Raw genomic sequence first — 17385 nt, 5'->3', positions numbered from 1 at the left:
GACATGCAGGCTTTCACCACCCACACCGGCATCGGGGTCCCGCTGCGGCGCTCGAACGTGGATACCGATCAGATCATCCCGGCGGTCTATCTGAAGCGGGTCACCCGAACGGGTTTCGAGGACGGTCTGTTCGCCGCCTGGCGCAACGACCCGTCCTTCATCCTGAATCTGGCGCCATTCGACAAGGGGTCGGTTCTGGTCGCCGGCCCGGATTTCGGGACCGGTTCCTCGCGTGAGCATGCCGTGTGGGCGCTCATGGATTACGGATTCCGGGTCGTCATCTCGCCGCGCTTCGCCGATATCTTCCGCGGCAATGCCGGAAAAGCGGGTCTGCTGGCGGCCCAAGTCTCCCAAGATGATGTCGAACTTCTCTGGAAGCTGATCGAGCAGAATCCGGGGTTGGAAATCACTGTGAATCTTCAAGATCGCACCATCACCGCCGGAACGGTCATGGTGCCGTTCACGATTGATGACTACACCGCCTGGCGGCTGCTCGAAGGACTCGACGATATAGGCCTTACGCTGCGGAAACAGGATGAAATCACGGCTTATGAGCAGCGCCGGCCGAGCTTCAAACCGCGGACTCTGCCGGCCTGAATTCGCGGTGCCGAGGCCCTGAAATATGGCCCGGCAACCGCATTCTCGGACGCCGGTACCACTACCTAAGTGGGCCAACCGGATTGCCTGAATATCTCTCAGCTACGCCTGAAACTGCGCGTGGCTCTTGGAAATATGCAGCAAATAGGTTTACCGTGTCCTCTAGTCGGTCCAAAGTGGACCACTGGACTTCGGAGGGTTTGCATGAACAAAGCAGAGCTCATCGACGCACTCACAACCAAGTTGGGCACCGATCGTCGACAGGCTACTGCCGCGGTTGAGAACATCGTCGACACGATCGTGCGTGCCGTGCACAAGGGCGAGAGCGTCACCATCACCGGCTTCGGTGTCTTCGAGCAGCGTCGTCGCGCTGCCCGTGTCGCTCGTAACCCGCGCACCGGTGAGACGGTGAAAGTCAAGCCGACGTCGGTTCCGGCCTTCCGCCCGGGCGCACAGTTCAAGGCGGTTGTCTCTGGCGCGCAGCGTCTCCCGGCTGACGGCCCGGCCGTCAAGCGTGGCGTCGCCGCCGCTCCGGCCAAGCGCACCGCCGCGAAGAAGGCCGCCCCGGCCAAGCGTGCCGCGGTGAAGAAGGCTGCTCCGGCCGCCAAGAAGGCTGCCGCTCCGGCGAAGAAGGCGGCTCCGGCCAAGAAGGCCACCGCCGTCAAGAAGGCCGCACCGGCCAAGAAGGCGACCGCGGCCAAGAAGACCGCAGCGCCCGCCAAGAAGGCTCCGGCCGCCAAGAAGGCCGCTGCACCGGCCAAGAAGGCTCCGGCCAAGAAGGCCGCTCCGGCCAAGAAGGCCACCGCCACGAAGGCTCCGGCCAAGAAGGCTCCCGCCAAGAAGGCCGCTCCGGCCAAGCGCGGCCGCCGCTAGATTCCGGTCGACGACCGCAGAAGCACCCCAAACCGGCTGGTTTGGGGTGCTTTTGCGTATCAGTCCAGGATGGCCAGCGGACTGCCGATGTGGTCGGCCGCGACGGGCCTGCCGTCAGCCGTCGACAGCACCCAGGTGCTGCCCTTGCGGTTGCGGGACTTGTCCGGACGGACGTTGCCGCGGTCGCACCACCAGCTGATCAGGTCGGGGATCACCGCGCCCTGTGTGCAGATCACCGGCACCCCACCGGCTCCCGCGATCTCCAGGAGCCGGTGACGGGCGGCCTTGCGGTCGTCGGAGTAGGCCTCCTCGGTGAAGGCAGGCTCGATCTGGATGGTCTCGCCGAGCTCCTGGGCCAGCGGCTCGACCGTCTGCGTGCAACGCACCCGCGGTGCGGCGTGTACCTCGGTGGCGCCGAAGGCGAGCAGTTGACTCACCAGGGACTCGGCCTGGGCGCGACCGTGTTTGTCCAACGGCCGCTTGCGGTCGTCACCCTTGAACTTCGAGCGTGAGCCGGCCCGGCCGTGCCGCACGATCAACAGCGTCCGGGTGTCGTGCGGGGCTTTGACGAAACGTCGCAGCACCTTCCGATCGGCCTCGTACTGCAGGTGTTTGAGTGCCGCCTTGGGGGGTAGCCACAACAGTTCGTCGACTTCGTCGGCCGCGTTGAATTCACCGTCGATCGCCTGGGCAGCCCAGTAGACGACGCGCTTGGTCGTGTCACCTACCGGATAGGTGACCACCGACAGTCGCCGGCCCAGTCGCGCGGCGAACCCGGTCTCCTCACTCAACTCGCGGACCGCTGTGACGGGATGGGTCTCGCCCGGGTCGACCTTGCCCTTGGGCAGTGACCAGTCGTCATAACGGGGGCGGTGCACCACGGCAACCTCGGTGTGCCCCCCATAATCCCGCCACAACACCGCGCCCGCCGCGTGGACTGTCTTCACTTTCCGGCGGGTCGGGGTGTCCGACACATCAACTCCTGTGCGTCATCGGCGACGGGGACGATCTGGGCGAAGCAACGGCGGGGCGGGTGCGCCTCACGGGGCGCGGTGCCGGGCCATGAGTTCGACCTGGTGGTCGCGCACGGTCTGGCCGGGCAGGGGCAACGCGGTCCAACGGCCGTCGGGCTGAAGCTCCCAGCACCGGGTCGCCGGATCCATGGTGGACTCGAACATCTCGTCCAACTGCGTGGTCAACCGCGGATCCTTGACCTGTGCCATCACTTCGACGCGACGATCGAGATTACGATGCATCATGTCGGCGCTGCCGATCCAGAACTCGTTGATGGCGCGGAAGTGAATAATTCGCGAGTGCTCCAGGAACCGGCCGAGAATCGAACGCACCACGATGTTCTCGGACAGGCCCGGTTGTCCCGGACGTAGCGCACAGATTCCGCGCACCACGACCTCCACCCGTACGCCGGCCTGTGACGCCCGGTACAGCGCGTCGATCACCTGCTCGTCGACCAACGCGTTGGCCTTCAGCCGGATCCGGCCACCGCCGTTGTCCTGGTGCGCCGCCGTCTCCTGCTCGATCCGCTCGATGATGCCCTTGCGCACGCTGTGCGGGGCCACCAGCAGATTGCGGTAGGCGACCTTGCGGGAGTATCCGGTCAAGGAGTTGAACAGATCGGTCAGGTCGGCGCCGATGTCGGGGGCGGCCGTCAGCAGGCCCACATCCTCATACAGCCGTGCTGTTTTGGGGTTGTAGTTGCCGGTGCCGATGTGGCAGTACCGGCGGATGGCCGACCCCTCGCGGCGCACGACCAACGCGGTCTTGCAGTGCGTCTTCAAGCCGATCAACCCGTAGACCACGTGCACGCCGGCCTGCTCCAGTGCGCGGGCCCACTTGATGTTGGCCTGCTCGTCGAAGCGCGCCTTGATCTCGACCAGCGCGACGACCTGCTTACCGGCCTCGGCGGCGTCGATGAGCGCGTTGACGATCGGCGAGTCACCGGAGGTGCGGTAGAGGGTCTGCTTGATGGCCAGCACGTTCGGGTCCGCGGCGGCCTGTTCGATGAACCGCTGCACCGTGGTGGAGAACGAATCATAGGGATGATGCACCATCACATCGCCGTCACGCAGCGTGGAGAAGATGCTCTTGGGCGTCTCGCGCTCGCCGAACGCGGCAGGCGTGGCCGGCACGAACGGCCGGTCCTTGAGATCGGGCCGGTCCACCCCGTAGATCTGCCACAGTGACGAAAGGTCCAGCAGTCCCGGTACCTCGATGACATCGCCGGGATGCACGTCGAGTTCGCGCAGCAGCAGCTCGAGCATGTTCTCGGTCATGTCGTCGGCGACTTCCAGACGCACCGGCGATCCGAACCGACGCCGGGCCAGCTCGCGCTCGAGCGCCTGCAGCAGATCCTCGTCGCGATCCTCGGCGACCTCGAAGTCGGCGTTGCGGGTGATCCGGAAGGCGTGCTGCTCCACGATCTCCAGGCCGGGGAACAGCACCGACAGGAACGCCCCGATCAGTTCCTCCAGCGGCAGGAAACGCACCGGACCGGGGGTGCCGTCCTCGTCGGTGCGCCGCGGCAGCTCGACGAACCGGTCGACGTTGTCGGGCACCTTGATTCGGGCGAAGTGCTGGGTGCCGTCGTCGGGCTGGCGGACGGTGATCGCCAGATTGAGGCTCAGACCGCTCACGAACGGGAACGGGTGCGCCGGGTCCACGGCCAGCGGGGTGAGCACCGGGAAGACCTGCTCGTGGAAATAGGTGGACAGTCCGGCCCGCTCGTCCTCACCCAGATCGGCCCAACTGACGATGAGGATGCCCTTCTCGGCGAGCGCCGGCCGGACCGACTCGAGGAACACCTGGGCATGACGGCTGGCGATCTGCTGGGTGCGTTCCCCGATCCGGCGCAACTGCTCGCGTGGTGAGAGCCCGTCGGCCGAGCGCACCGAGAGTCCCATCTCGTCGCGACGTTTCAACCCGGCGACGCGCACCATGTAGAACTCGTCGAGATTGGAGGAGAAGATCGCCAGGAACTTCGCGCGCTCCAACAGCGGCAGCGAGGTGTCGGCCGCCAGCGCGAGCACCCGGGCGTTGAAATCCAGCCAGCTCAGTTCCCGGTTGAGGTAGCGGTCCTCGGGTAGCGCGTCGTCGACGGCCGCGGCCGACGCCGCCGGCGGGGCGTCAGGCGCCGAGTCGGCGGTGTCGGTGGTCGTCCACTCGGCGGTCGTCGTCTCGGCTTCGGTCATTGTTCGATCATCGCCTATCCCCATCGAGCATTCCAGTGTTGCGGTCAGCTTTCGCAGCCGGTCGGGCAGAGCTGCCCGGCGACCTGCCGGGTCGCCGGACCCACCCCGAGCGTCAGCGCGGCGGTCAGGTCGTCGGGCGTGTCGATGTCACAGCGCAACCCGGGCCAGTCCCCGGTCAGCTCGACCGCACCCGAATCAGCGTGCAGCCGAGTGGAATCCGGTCCGAACCGCGGGGCCAGCGGCACGCCGAACGCGAACAGGGCGGCGGTGCCGGTGCCGTGCCGGTCGCCGACGAACGTGCGCGGGTGCAGCTGGGCGAAGGACAGCGCCTCGGCGAGCTCGGATGACCGCAGCGCCGGCAGATCACCTTGCAGCACAACGATGTTGGGGACACCGATGATCGCCTCGGCGGCGCCGAGCGCATTGTTGAGCGGGTCGGGATGGCCGGTGGGGGTGGGGTCGGCCACCGCCTGGGCGCCCAGCGCGCGGGCCGCCGCAGCGGCATCGGGATCCGGTGTGACCACCGTGACCGAACTCACCGCGGGTACCGCCGCGGCGGCAGCGATGGTGTCGGTCAACATCGCCAGCACCAACTGCTCGCGGGCCTGCGCCGAGAGGACCGGAGCCAACCTGGTCTTGGCCGCGGTCAGTCGCTTCACCGCGATCAGCAGGCCGACCTGCGACCGCACGCTGGTGACACTCATACCGCCATCCTGCCAGCTTCGCAGGAACGGCTAGGGTTGAGCCGTGGTCGAAGCCGCGGTGATGGGTGCCGGTGCGTGGGGAACAGCGCTGGCCAAGGTGCTGGCCGACGCGGGTAACGGAGTGCGGTTGTGGACCAGGCGGCCAGAACTGGCCGAGCACATCAATGCGACCCACCGCAGCCCCGACTATCTCGGTGATGTGGCGCTGCCGCCCACCATCCGGGCCACCGGAGATCCGGCGGAGGCGCTCGACGGAGCGTGCACGGTGCTGCTCGGTGTGCCGTCGCAGACGCTGCGCGCCAATCTCGATGGTTGGAAACACCTCATCGGCGACGACGTGACCCTGGTCAGCCTCGCCAAGGGCATCGAACTGGACTCGTTGATGCGGATGAGCCAGGTGATCGTCGCGGTCACCGGGGCCGACCCCGCCCGGGTGGCGGTGGTGACCGGGCCGAACCTGGCCAAGGAGGTCGCCGACGAGCAACCCGCCGCGACCGTGGTCGCCTGTACCGACTCCGGTCGGGCCGTGGCGTTGCAGCGCGCATTGTCGACCGCCTATTTCCGTCCCTACACCAACTCCGATGTGGTCGGCGCCGAGATCGGTGGCGCCTGCAAGAACGTCATCGCACTGGCATGCGGCATGGCCGCCGGCGCCGGACTGGGGGAGAACACCTCGGCGGCCATCATCACCCGGGGCCTCGCCGAGATCATGCGGCTGGGAATCGCCTTGGGCGCCAAAGGGGCAACCCTGGCCGGGCTGGCCGGCGTCGGCGACCTGGTGGCGACCTGCACATCGCCGCAGTCGCGCAACCGCACCTTCGGGGAACGGCTCGGGCAGGGCGGTTCGATGGAGTCGGCGATGCAGGCCACCCGCGGTCACGTCGCCGAGGGCGCCACCTCCTGCCAATCGGTGCTGGCGCTGGCATCCAGCTATGACGTCGAGATGCCGCTGACCGACGCCGTCTATCAGGTCTGCCATCACGGGTTGTCGGTGGAGCAGGCGGTCATGCTGCTGCTCGGGCGCAGTCATAAGCCCGAATAACGGGGGACACTCGGACATGGAATACGGTGACTCCACCCGCAGCGTCAACGCCGTTGGTATTCACGGCGTTCCGGGTTCGCCGGTGGCCCCGGTGCCGGTGCCGGCATCGGCCTACCACCTCTCCGGTGACGAATCCGAGCCACTGGACACCTACGGCCGGTCCTCGAATCCGACCTGGCGGCAGCTGGAGTCGGCGCTGGCCGAACTGGAGGGCGCCACCTCGGCGCTGGTCTTCGGGTCCGGCATGGGCGCCATCAGCGCCGTGCTGCGGGTGCTGTCCAGACCGCACACCACGCTGGTGGTGCCCGCCGACGGGTACTACCAGGTGCGCCGGTACGCCGTCGAGTACCTGGCCCCACTCGGCGTCACGGTCGTCGAGGCAGGCGCGGCACAGATGTGCGAAGCGGCCGCCCACGCCGACGTCGTCTTCGCCGAGACGCCGGTCAACCCGACCCTGGACGTGGTGGACCTGCATCAGCTGGCCACCATCTGCCGTGGTCGCGGTGCCACCCTGGTCGTCGACAACACCGCCGCGACACCGTTGGGTCTGCAGCCGCTGTCACTGGGCGCCGACCTGGTCGTCGCCAGTGCCACCAAGGCACTGTCCGGGCACAGTGACCTGCTGGCCGGGTACGTCGCGGGTTGCCATCCCGAACTGATGGCGGCGATCGAACGCGACCGGCTGCTGGCCGGGCCGGTCCTCGGGGCGTTCGAGGCCTGGCTGGCACTGCGCAGCCTGGGTAGCGCCGGACTGCGCATCGACCGGCAGTGCCGCAACGCCCAGGCCGTCGCGCTGATGCTGCGCGACCACCCCGCGGTGCGGTCGGTGCGCTACCCGGGCCTACCCGGCGACCCGTCCCACGCCCTGGCCGTCGAGCAGATGCGGCGATTCGGGGGTCTGGTCGCCGTCGAGTTGGCCGATGCCCCCGCCGTGCACCGGCTGATCGAGCGCAGCGCACTGCTGGTGGCGGCGACGAGTTTCGGTGGCATCCACACCTGTGTGGACCGGCGCGCCCGGTGGGGGGATCCGGTGGACGAGGGGTTCGCGCGCATCTCGCTGGGCATCGAGGACACCGACGACATCGTCTCCGACATCGAGCGCGCACTCACCTGAACAGCCGGCGCCGGGCCGCGACCGGTAGCCTCTGCAGGTTGTGAGTGCCCGCACCCGAGTCGCCGTCGTCTATGGCGGACGCAGCTCCGAGCACGGGATTTCCTGTGTGTCCGCGGGCAGCATCCTGCGCAACCTGGACCCCGAACGCTTCGAGGTGGTCGCCGTCGGGATCACCCCGGACGGCTCCTGGGTGCTGACCGACGGCCGACCCGAAACCCTGGCGATCACCGGCGGCGAGCTGCCCAACGTCGCCGACGGCACCGCGCTCGCGCTGACCGCCGACCCGGTGCGCCGCGGTGAGTTGCTGTCGCTGGGAGAGGGCGCCGGACAGGTGCTGGCCGCGGTCGACGTGGTGTTCCCGGTGCTGCACGGACCGTACGGCGAGGACGGCACCATCCAGGGCCTGCTCGAGCTGGCCGGGGTGCCCTATGTGGGTGCCGGCGTGCTGGCCAGCGCCACCGGGATGGACAAGGAGTTCACCAAGAAGCTGCTGGTCGCCGACCACCTGCCGATCGGTGACCACGTGGTGCTGCGGCCGCACCAGGAGACCGTGTCACTCGACGACCGCGAGCGCCTCGGCCTGCCGGTCTTCGTCAAGCCGGCCCGTGGCGGCTCGTCGATCGGGGTGAGCCGGGTGACGGCGTGGGACCAGTTGCCCGCCGCGATCGCCGACGCGCGCCGTCACGACCCGAAGGTGATCGTCGAGGCCGCGATCATCGGCCGCGAGGTCGAGTGCGGAGTGCTCGAATTTCCCGACGGGCGCGTCGAGGCCAGCGAGATCGGCGAGATCCGGGTGGCCGGGGTGCGCGATCGCGAGGACACCTTCTATGACTTCGCCACCAAGTACCTCGACGATGCGGCCGAACTCGACGTGCCGGCCAAGGTCGACGACGAGGTGGCCGACGCGTTGCGGGCGCTGGCGATCCGGGCTTTCCGGGCCATCGACTGCCAGGGGCTGGCCCGGGTCGACTTCTTCCTCACCGAGGACGGCCCGGTGATCAACGAGATCAATACGATGCCCGGCTTCACCACCATCTCGATGTACCCGCGGATGTGGGCCGCCAGCGGGGTGGACTACCCCACACTGCTGGCGACCATGGTCGAGACGGCGCTCGCCCGCGGCACCGGCCTGCGTTAGCGCGCCGGGCCCGGATCCGGCTGGCGAGCGGGCATCGTCCGCGCGATCGCCTTGGAGATCAGCTGGATCGGCGTCGGTCCCGAGCCGGTGGGCAACGTCAGCGCGACATAGCTGCTGCGGTCGACGGCGAACCACGTGCTGACGCCGTGCTGGCTGACCTCGAACCACTGCACCTCGTCGACCACCTGCACCGGTGTGCCGACACGGAAATCGACCGGTCGCTCCAGGCCACACCGCATGATCACCGCATCGGCGGACGGATCGGCCTGCCACGCCGCCGCCCCGGCCGGTACCGGCTCGACGGCCGTGGCGCGGCGGTAATCGCCGAGCTGTTCGGGCAGTGCGCTCATCAAGGCGGTGCACTCGGGGGATTCGGCCTGCGGCGCCGGCGCCGCGGCGATCGCCACCGGCTTCTCCTCGGGGGCGGCCTGTCTGGTCGCCGCGAAGGTCAGCAACACGATCACCGCCGCCACGGCGACCCCGACCGCGGCGATGATCAGCGAGCGGGGCGGGCCGTCTCGGTCAGCCGGATGGTCGTCGGGGTCGGTCACACCGGTAACTCTATGGCCGCGCAACCTCGGCGATGGGGCAGGTCAGGGTCCGGGTGATCCCGGCCACCTGCTGCACCCGGCCGACCACGTCACGTTGCAGCTCGTCCTGGCTGTCGGCGGCGATGCGCGTCACCACGTCGTACGGGCCGGTGACGTACTCGGCCGAGACCACTCCCGGCAGGCCGGCCAGCTGCTTGGCGACGACCTCGGCCCGACCCACCTCGGTCTGAATCAGCATGAAAGCCTCCACCACGACCGGGTCCTCCGTTTCCCCTGCATAGACTCAAGCAGGCAACAAACGTACCGCAGGTCGCGCCGTCGAATAGCGGCTCCGACCCCCAGGCAGGACGGTGAGATGACCGACAAGGGGCCGACTCTGGCGCAGGTCGGCGAGTTCGGGGTGATCGACCGGATCACCGCCGACCGGCGGCAGCCGGCCGCGGTGACCCTCGGCCCCGGCGACGACGCCGCGGTCCTGCACGGTGCCACCGCGGTATCCACCGACATGTTGGTACAGGACCGCCATTTCCGGCTGGACTGGTCGCGACCGCACCAGATCGGTCGCAAGGCGATCGCGCAGAATGCCGCGGACATCGAGGCGATGGGCGCGGTGCCCACCGCGTTCGTCGTCGCCTTCGCCGCGCCGCCGGACACGCCGGCCGCTGCCGCTCAAGAACTTTCCGACGGCATGTGGGCGGAGGCACAGCGCTGCGGCGGCGGCATCGCCGGCGGTGACCTGGTCAGTGCACCGCTGTGGGTGATCTCGGTCACCGCCCTCGGCGACCTCGATGGTCGGCAGCCGGTGCGGCGCGATACCGCCGCACCCGGGCAGACGGTGGCCGTGATCGGCGATCTCGGCACCTCTGCCGCCGGACTTGCGCTGTGGCACAACAAGATCGACGCACACCACGAACTTCGTGACCGGCACCTGGTGCCGCGGCCGCCCTACGGTCAGGGCCGGGTTGCCGCGCTGGCCGGCGCCACCGCCATGACCGACGTGTCCGATGGTCTGCTGGCCGATCTGGGGCATATCGCCACCGCGTCCGGCGTGGGTTTCGCGCTGTCGCGGCAGGCGTTGCGCGCCGATCACGACGCATTGGCGGCCGCCGCGGCCGCGGTCGGGGAGGACGGCTGGTCCTGGGTGCTCGGCGGCGGTGAGGAGCACGCGCTGGCCGCGGTGTTCGACGGTCCGGTGCCACCGGGGTGGCGGGCGATCGGCGAGACGACCGACGGGCCGTCCGGGGTGCTGGTCGACGGCCGGCCGTGGCAGGCAAGTGCGGGCTGGCAGTCCTACTGAGGCGGCGGCACGCTAGTTTTGGGCCTCGTGACACCGCGCCCACTGACAGATCTGGTCGAACCCGGTTGGGCGCGTGCGCTCGAGCCGGTGGCTCCGAAGGTGAGCGAGCTCGGGGAGTTCCTCCGCGCCGAACTCGCCGCCGGGCATCAGTACCTACCCGCCGGGGAGAACGTGCTGCGGGCGTTCACGTTTCCGTTCGACGCGGTCCGCGTGCTCATCGTGGGCCAGGATCCCTACCCGACCCCCGGGCACGCGGTGGGTCTGAGCTTCTCGGTTGCGCCCGATGTGCGGCCGGTGCCGCGCAGCCTGGTGAACATCTTCACCGAGTACGGCTCCGACCTCGGCTATCCGGTGCCCGCCAACGGGGATCTGAGTCCGTGGGCCGAGCAGGGGGTGATGCTGTTGAACAGGGTGCTCACGGTGCGGCCCGGCACCCCGGCCTCTCATCGCGGCAAGGGCTGGGAGGCCGTCACCGAATGCGCCATCCGGGCGCTGGTCGCGCGGCCGCAGCCGCTGGTGGCGATCCTCTGGGGCCGGGACGCCGGCACCCTGAAACCGCTGCTGGTCGAGGGCGGGTGCGCAGTCATCGAATCGGTGCACCCGTCACCGTTGTCGGCGTCGCGGGGGTTCTTCGGGTCCAAACCGTTCAGCCGCACCAACGAGCTGCTGACGCAGATGGGGGCGGACCCGGTCGAATGGCGACTGCCCTGACGCTGTGGTCTGCCTACACGTGGGGGTCTGCAGACACGTAGGGGTCCGCAGACACGACATCGTCCCACCGCGTCGAGGACGCAGTGGGACGATGAATCGAGTTCGTGAGGTGCGGAACTAGCCGCGGGTGACCTTGCCGGCCTTCAGGCAGGAGGTGCACACGTTCACCCGCTGCTTGTTGCCACCCGGACGCGCCACGGCGCGCACCGACTGGATGTTCGGGTTCCACCGACGGCTGGTCCGGCGATGGGAGTGTGAAACCGACTTACCGAAGCCGGGGCCCTTTCCGCAGACATCGCACACGGCAGCCATGTGTAGAACTCCTCGTAATCAGTACTTGATGGGTCAACAACCGGGAGGGTGACCCGACAACCTGACCAGGATACCGGCCTCGGGAACGGATCTCCAAAACGCTGTCCACAACCTGTGCAGATCACCGGCGCTGTCAGCGGTGATGACTATTCTGGCCCGCACGGTCGGTGGGACGTTCGGGAGGTGTAGATGTCGGCTGCGCGGCTCGACGCTTCGGCGTTGCGACGTTGGGCCCATACCGCCGTCGGGCAGCTCATCACCCACACCGACGAGATCAATCGGCTCAACGTCTTCCCGGTGGCCGATTCCGACACCGGTACCAACATGCTGTTCACGATGCGCGCGGCGGTGGCCGGCACCGAGGGTCGCGACGACCTGGACCTGGTCGGGCTCACCGCCCTGCTGGCCGACGGCGCGCTGCGCGGGGCGCGCGGCAACTCGGGCGTGATCCTGTCGCAGATCCTGCGCGGGCTCGCCGACGTCACCGCCGAACGGCGCCTCGACGAGATCGACGGGCGCGCGTTCGCCGAGGCGCTGCGCTGCGCCGAGACGTTGGTCGTCGCGTCGATGGGCCAGGCCGTCCCGGGCACCATCGTCTCGGTGCTGGGCTCGGCCGCCGAGGCCGCCGAGTCCCACGCCGCGGCCGATATCGCCGACGTGGTCGCCGCCGGGGCCGCCGCGGCGACCGAGGCGCTCGATCGCACCACCGACCAACTCGACGTGCTGGCCGAGGCGGGCGTGGTGGACGCCGGTGGTCGGGGACTGCTGGTACTGCTGGACGCGATGATTGCCACCCTCGTCGGGACCGCGCCCACCCGGGACGTCTACCGACCCGCCGCGGCGATGGCCGAGCCCGTCCGCACTGAACCCGCCCCGCCCCGGTTCGAGGTGATGTACCTGCTGACCGGTTGTGCCGTCGATGCCATCGAGGGGTTGCGTGCCGCGCTGGACGCTCTCGGGGATTCGGTGGCCATCACCGCGGGTCGCAGCGGTGCGCATTCGGTGCACGTGCACACCGACGATGCCGGTGCCGCGGTGGAGGCCGGGATCGCCGTCGGTTCGCCGAGCGGCATCCAGGTCACGCTGCTCACGGGTGCCCGGCCGGTCGCCGCCGGCAGCCGCGACCGCGCGGTGCTGGCCGTGGTCGACGGCGACGGCGCGGCAACGCTGTTCGGCGACGAGGGGGCGCGGGTGCTGCGGCCCGACGACGGCCATCCGATCAGTGCCCAGCAACTGCTGCGCGCCCTGGTCGATGCCGATGCCGCGCAGATCATGTTGCTGCCCAACGGTTTCATCGCCGCCGAGGAGTTGGTGGCGGGCTGCACCGCGGCCACCGGCTGGGGCATCGACGTCGTTCCGGTGCCGACCGCGTCGATGGTGCAGGGACTGGCCGCGATGGCGGTGCACGACGCGGACCGTCACGGTGTCGACGATGGCTACACCATGGCGCGCGCGGCGGCCGGGGCCCGGCACGGCTCGGTGCGCATTGCCACCGAGGATGCGTTGACCTGGGCCGGTGCCTGCAAGGTCGGGGACGGGCTGGGCATCACCGGTGACGAGGTGCTGATCGTCGGGCGGGATGTGGTGGCCGCCGGTTCGGGCTTGATCGACCTGCTGTTGGCCGCCGGCGGCGAACTGGTGACGGTGTTGGTCGGCGCCGGTGTCGAGGACAACGTGGGCGATCGGTTGCGTGAGCATGTGCGCCGTCAGCATCTGGGTGCCGAGCTGGTCAGTTACCGCACCGGTCACGACGGGGATGCGCTGTTGATCGGAGTGGAGTAGCGGTGGCCGTTCTCGGGGACCTGTTGTCCCATGTGCTCGGCGCCAAGGCCGCGACCTCGCTGGAGGAGGCCTTCGGTCTGCGGACCGTCAACGATCTGTTGCGGCACTACCCACGCAAGTACAGCGATGGCATCGATGTCCGCGGGGAGGGTCAGGAGCTCGAACTCGAAGAGGGCGCGCACATCACCTTCGTCGACACGATCACCGATGTCGAGGTCAAGTTCATGCGCAGGCAGCCGGGCAAGCGGCAGCGCAAGTTCATGCGCGTCACGCTGGGAAACCGCAATCCGGCGATCACCGCGACGTTCTTCAATGCCGACTATCTGGTCAACACCCTGACCGAGGGCACCCGGGTGATGCTCTCCGGTGAGATCGGCTACTTCCGCAGAACGGTCCAGTTGTCGCATCCGGCATTCCTGATCCTCGACGGCCCGGGTGGGCGAAATATCGGCACCCGCTCGCTGGCGAAGATCGCCGATGCCTCGGGCCAGAGCGGCGACGACGTACTGGCAGCGTTCGACAAGGACTTCTTCCCGATCTACCCGGCGACCAAGAAGCTGCAGAGCTGGGACATCTACGCCTGCATCCGCCAGGTGTTGGCCGTCCTCGACCCGATCCCGGAAGTATTGCCCGAATCCGTCCTGCGACAGTGGGATCTGGTGTCCGAAGATACCGCGCTGCGGTCGGTACACCTGGCCGAGAACGCGATCCAGCGCGCTGCAGCCCACGAACGGCTGACCTATGACGAGGCGATCGGGCTGCAATGGGCGCTGGTGGCGCGCCGCTACGGCGAACTGGGTGAGACCGGGCCGTCGGCGCCGGTCCGCGATGACGGTCTGCTGGCCGCGTTGAAGACGCAACTACCCTTCGATCTCACCGGCGGCCAGCGCGAGGTGCTCGGCGTCATCTCCGGTGAGCTCGCCGGCACCCGGCCGATGAACCGCATGTTGCAGGGCGAGGTCGGCTCGGGCAAGACCATCGTGTCGATCCTGGCGATGCTGCAGATGGTCGACGCGGGCATGCAGTGCGCCCTGCTGGCACCGACCGAAGTCCTTGCCGCACAGCATCATCGGTCCATCCATCAGGTGCTCGGGCCGCTGGCCATGGCAGGGAAGTTGGGCGCCGCCGACAACGCGACCGCGGTGGCGCTGCTGACCGGGTCGATGTCGCCCCAGCAGAAGCGTCAGGCCCGCGACGACATCGCCTCCGGAGCGGCCGGCATCGTCATCGGCACACATGCCCTGATCCAGGAGTCGGTGGAGTTCTCGCAGCTGGGCCTGGTGGTCGTCGACGAGCAGCACCGGTTCGGCGTCGAACAACGGAATCGTTTGCGGGCCAAGGCAACCGGTGGAATCACCCCCCACCTACTGGTCATGACGGCCACCCCGATCCCGCGCACCATCGCCTTGACGGTCTTCGGCGATCTGGAGACCTCGACGCTGCGCGAATTGCCCAGGGGGCGTCAACCCATCGCCAGCAACGTCATCTTCGCCAAGGACAAGCCCGCCTGGCTGGACCGGGCCTGGGCGCGGCTGCGCGAAGAGGTGGCGGCCGGTCGGCAGGCCTACGTGGTGGCCTCACGGATCGACGAGGATCCGGACAAGAAACCGGACCAGGAGTACGGCCCGCCACCGGTGACCGTGCTGCAACTGCTCGACACCCTGCGCGCCGGTCCGCTGGCCGGGCTTCGGCTGGGCCTGATGCACGGCCGGTTGTCCGGCGAGGAGAAGGACGCAGTGATGTCGGCGTTCCGCGCCGGGGAGATCGATGTCCTGGTGTGCACCACCGTCATCGAGGTCGGTGTCGACGTGCCGAATTCGACCATGATGGTGGTGATGGACGCCGACCGGTTCGGCATCAGCCAGCTCCACCAGCTGCGCGGGCGCATCGGGCGCGGTCAACATCCGAGCCTGTGCCTGCTGGTGACCCGGCTGCCGGAGACCTCCAAGGCCGGTGAGCGGTTGCGCGCGGTTGCCGGGACACTCGACGGGTTCGCCCTGGCCGACCTCGATCTGCAGGAACGTCAGGAGGGCGATGTACTGGGCCACAATCAGTCCGGCCGGCTGACCACGCTGCGCTTCCTGTCACTGGCCGAGCACCTCGACATCATCCAGGAGGCCCGCGGCTTCTGTGAGCGGGCCTACCTGGACACTCCGCGCCAACCCGGCCTGGAGGTGTTGGCCGCCCCGTTCTCCAACAGCGATCGTGTGCAGTACCTGGACAAGTCGTGAAGCGCCTCGCGCTGATGGCGGCGGGGGCGGTTCTGGCGGTGGTGGTGGCCGTGCAGACCGGCACCGAACCGGGTGCGGGATCGGCACGATTCGTCGCCGAGGCCGACACACCCACCGTGGCCGCCGGTGTCGATGTGCTCGCCGGGGTCGCCGAGATCCCGGTCCGGGTCCCCGGATACGACTACCGGCGCGACGCGTTCGGCGATGCCTGGGATGACGACAACGACGCTCCCGGTGGTCGCAACGGCTGCGACACCCGCAATGACATCCTGGACCGGGATCTGGTCGAGAAGTCCTACGTGTCGATCAAGCGATGCCCGAACGCGGTGGCCACCGGAACCCTGGTCGACCCGTACACCAACGAGTCGATCGCCTTCGTGCGCGGCAATCAGATCGGGGCGTCGGTGCAGATCGACCACATCGTGCCGCTGGCCCTGGCCTGGGATCTGGGTGCCCGTGACTGGCCCGACGAGCTGCGGCTGCGCTTCGCCAATGACCCCGCCAACCTGATTGCGGTCGCCGGGGGCGCCAATCAGGACAAGGGAGACAGCGAGCCCGCGCTGTGGATGCCGCCCAACCGTGCGTTCTGGTGCCAGTACGCAGTGCAGTTCGCCGAGGTGTTGCGCGGCTACCGGTTGCCCGTGGATGCGTCGTCGGCGCGGGTGCTGCGGGAGGCCGCCGGCACCTGCCCGAGGGGGTGAATCCCGCGCCGGCATGCGGTTTTCGGGTGGTCGAACTTCTGCGTTGGGAGGCGCCACAGACAGGTTCAGGAAATTGCCGATCAGCGTTCGGATATCCGAACTAGATGGTGTTGCCATCCAAAGTTGTTGTCACGGGCCATCTTTCAGAACCGGCAAGTTGCGCACCACGCGGGCCTGGGTTAACCTCGTCTGCAGCGAAGGGGAGTAGCCCCCAATCGGGTGGTCGACACACTGGATACGCCGACTCATCGGTCGGACATCCCGGTCACCCGGACCGACGACAGTCGGTGGACGAGACCTTCGGCCCACTAGCCATACGTGGCTGCCGGCCGGGGTTCGCTCCTCATGGCAGCCAGAGATCTGCGGAGGTTCGCGTGCTGTCGGCCCTGTTCCTGAGTTTCGCCGTGATCTTCATCGCCGAACTGGGCGACAAGACGCAGCTCGTGGCCATGACATTCGCGTTGCGCTACCGGTGGTGGGTGGTGCTGGCGGCCATCACCGCGGCAACCACCGTCGTGCACGTCCTATCCGTGGCCATCGGTCACTACCTCGGAGCGGCGCTGCCCGGGCATCTGCTCGGACTGATCGCCGGACTGCTGTTCATCTTCTTCGGCGCGTGGACGCTGCGTGGCGACAAGCTCAGCGAGGATGAGGCCGGCATGGCCCAGCGCGCCACCGCACCGGCCTTCTTCGTGGTGACGTCCGCGTTCTTCCTGGCCGAGCTCGGTGACAAGACCATGCTCGCCACCGTCACCCTCGCCGCAGACAACAACTGGTTCGGAGTCTGGATCGGCTCGACGCTGGGCATGGTGGTGGCCGATGGGCTGGCCATCATGGTCGGCGCGGTCCTGGGCAAACACCTGCCCGAGCGGATGATCCAGATCGGTGCGGCCGCGTTGTTCCTGGTGTTCGGTTCCTACATGGTGCTGGAGAACGTCTTCCCGACCGCGCCGGTGGTGGCCGTCGCCGGCGGTACCGCCGCCATCCTGATCGCCACCGTGCTGGCGCTGCGCGCGCTGCCGCAGCGGCTGCGTCCGGAGGTGCTGCGGGCGCAGATCCGGTCGACTGACGAAGAAGCGGCATCCACCGGTCGCTGACCGGGTTGCCGTCCGCCTGCTCGGCGGAA

General features: G+C 68.6%; 17 protein-coding genes. 11 read left to right on the top strand and 6 right to left on the bottom strand.

Translation table 11 applies throughout. The features are described 5' to 3' along the window. Window positions 1–3 precede the first annotated feature (3 nt). Complete coding sequence (gene leuD, locus BST17_RS07440) at window positions 4–597, top strand: 3-isopropylmalate dehydratase small subunit (protein WP_083056708.1); 594 nt, start codon at window positions 4–6, stop codon at window positions 595–597. Window positions 598–801: 204 nt separating this feature from the next. Further along, window positions 802–1470: an HU family DNA-binding protein gene (locus BST17_RS07435; RefSeq protein WP_083056706.1), complete on the top strand. Its 669-nt coding sequence runs from the start codon at window positions 802–804 to the stop codon at window positions 1468–1470. Between the two features lie 59 nt (window positions 1471–1529). Here the strand turns inward: BST17_RS07435 and mutT1 are convergent, their stop codons facing one another. The 3 genes from mutT1 to cofC all read right to left on the bottom strand — a co-directional run bounded on the left by mutT1 (window position 1530) and on the right by cofC (window position 5380). Beyond that, the gene (gene mutT1, locus BST17_RS07430; protein ID WP_083056704.1) at window positions 1530–2444 is read right to left on the bottom strand and encodes an 8-oxo-(d)GTP phosphatase MutT1; all 915 of its coding nucleotides are present in this window, start codon (window positions 2442–2444) and stop codon (window positions 1530–1532) included. Between the two features lie 66 nt (window positions 2445–2510). Next, window positions 2511–4676 carry an RNA degradosome polyphosphate kinase gene (locus tag BST17_RS07425; RefSeq protein ID WP_083056702.1) on the bottom strand — a complete coding sequence of 722 codons (2166 nt, stop codon included), beginning with the start codon at window positions 4674–4676 and terminating at the stop codon, window positions 2511–2513. A 44-nt stretch (window positions 4677–4720) separates the two neighbouring features. Beyond that, the gene (cofC, locus tag BST17_RS07420; RefSeq protein WP_083056700.1) at window positions 4721–5380 is read right to left on the bottom strand and encodes a 2-phospho-L-lactate guanylyltransferase; all 660 of its coding nucleotides are present in this window, start codon (window positions 5378–5380) and stop codon (window positions 4721–4723) included. Window positions 5381–5423: 43 nt separating this feature from the next. Between cofC and BST17_RS07415 the strand changes: the two genes are divergently transcribed. Genes BST17_RS07415 through BST17_RS07405 form a run of 3 tightly spaced genes read left to right on the top strand, consistent with a single transcriptional unit; the run spans window position 5424 to window position 8674 of the window. Then, entirely contained in the window at window positions 5424–6422 is a 999-nt protein-coding gene (locus BST17_RS07415) for an NAD(P)H-dependent glycerol-3-phosphate dehydrogenase (RefSeq protein WP_083056698.1), read from the top strand. Window positions 6423–6438: 16 nt separating this feature from the next. Continuing rightward, window positions 6439–7536 carry a cystathionine gamma-lyase gene (locus tag BST17_RS07410; protein ID WP_083056696.1) on the top strand — a complete coding sequence of 366 codons (1098 nt, stop codon included), beginning with the start codon at window positions 6439–6441 and terminating at the stop codon, window positions 7534–7536. Window positions 7537–7576: 40 nt separating this feature from the next. Then, the gene (locus tag BST17_RS07405; protein WP_083056694.1) at window positions 7577–8674 is read left to right on the top strand and encodes a D-alanine--D-alanine ligase family protein; all 1098 of its coding nucleotides are present in this window, start codon (window positions 7577–7579) and stop codon (window positions 8672–8674) included. Here BST17_RS07405 and BST17_RS07400 read toward each other — a convergent pair. Together BST17_RS07400 and BST17_RS07395 are read right to left on the bottom strand one after the other, a co-directional pair. Next, window positions 8671–9225, bottom strand: a complete 555-nt coding sequence (locus tag BST17_RS07400; RefSeq protein ID WP_109750035.1) for a DUF3515 domain-containing protein — start codon at window positions 9223–9225, stop codon at window positions 8671–8673. The genes BST17_RS07405 and BST17_RS07400 overlap by 4 nt on opposite strands. Window positions 9226–9235: 10 nt before the next feature. Beyond that, window positions 9236–9478, bottom strand: a complete 243-nt coding sequence (locus tag BST17_RS07395; RefSeq protein WP_083056692.1) for an Lrp/AsnC family transcriptional regulator — start codon at window positions 9476–9478, stop codon at window positions 9236–9238. Between the two features lie 102 nt (window positions 9479–9580). Between BST17_RS07395 and BST17_RS07390 the strand changes: the two genes are divergently transcribed. Together BST17_RS07390 and BST17_RS07385 are read left to right on the top strand one after the other, a co-directional pair. Continuing rightward, complete coding sequence (locus BST17_RS07390; protein WP_083056690.1) at window positions 9581–10522, top strand: thiamine-phosphate kinase; 942 nt, start codon at window positions 9581–9583, stop codon at window positions 10520–10522. Between the two features lie 27 nt (window positions 10523–10549). Next, the gene (locus tag BST17_RS07385; protein ID WP_083056688.1) at window positions 10550–11233 is read left to right on the top strand and encodes a uracil-DNA glycosylase; all 684 of its coding nucleotides are present in this window, start codon (window positions 10550–10552) and stop codon (window positions 11231–11233) included. A gap of 117 nt (window positions 11234–11350) precedes the next feature. Here BST17_RS07385 and rpmB read toward each other — a convergent pair whose 3' ends face one another. Further along, window positions 11351–11545, bottom strand: coding sequence for a 50S ribosomal protein L28 (gene rpmB / locus BST17_RS07380; RefSeq protein ID WP_030135717.1), 195 nt, complete (start codon window positions 11543–11545; stop codon window positions 11351–11353). Between the two features lie 189 nt (window positions 11546–11734). Here rpmB and BST17_RS07375 point away from each other — a divergent pair, with 189 nt between their 5' ends. From BST17_RS07375 to BST17_RS07360, 4 genes are all read left to right on the top strand, one after another. After that, window positions 11735–13327: a fatty acid kinase ATP-binding subunit FakA gene (locus BST17_RS07375; protein WP_083056686.1), complete on the top strand. Its 1593-nt coding sequence runs from the start codon at window positions 11735–11737 to the stop codon at window positions 13325–13327. A gap of 2 nt (window positions 13328–13329) precedes the next feature. Then, complete coding sequence (gene recG, locus BST17_RS07370) at window positions 13330–15558, top strand: ATP-dependent DNA helicase RecG (protein WP_083056684.1); 2229 nt, start codon at window positions 13330–13332, stop codon at window positions 15556–15558. Window positions 15559–15572: 14 nt separating this feature from the next. Continuing rightward, the gene (locus tag BST17_RS07365) at window positions 15573–16259 is read left to right on the top strand and encodes an HNH endonuclease family protein (protein ID WP_083057093.1); all 687 of its coding nucleotides are present in this window, start codon (window positions 15573–15575) and stop codon (window positions 16257–16259) included. Between the two features lie 374 nt (window positions 16260–16633). Beyond that, on the top strand, window positions 16634–17356 hold the full coding sequence (locus BST17_RS07360; protein ID WP_083056682.1) for a TMEM165/GDT1 family protein: 723 nt from the start codon (window positions 16634–16636) through the stop codon (window positions 17354–17356). Window positions 17357–17385 lie beyond the last annotated feature (29 nt).

This window comes from Mycolicibacterium bacteremicum, from assembly GCF_002086115.1.
Lineage (GTDB): Bacteria > Actinomycetota > Actinomycetes > Mycobacteriales > Mycobacteriaceae > Mycobacterium > Mycobacterium bacteremicum.
Note: the sequence above shows the minus strand (reverse complement) of the source record. Positions and strands in the feature narration are given on the sequence as shown.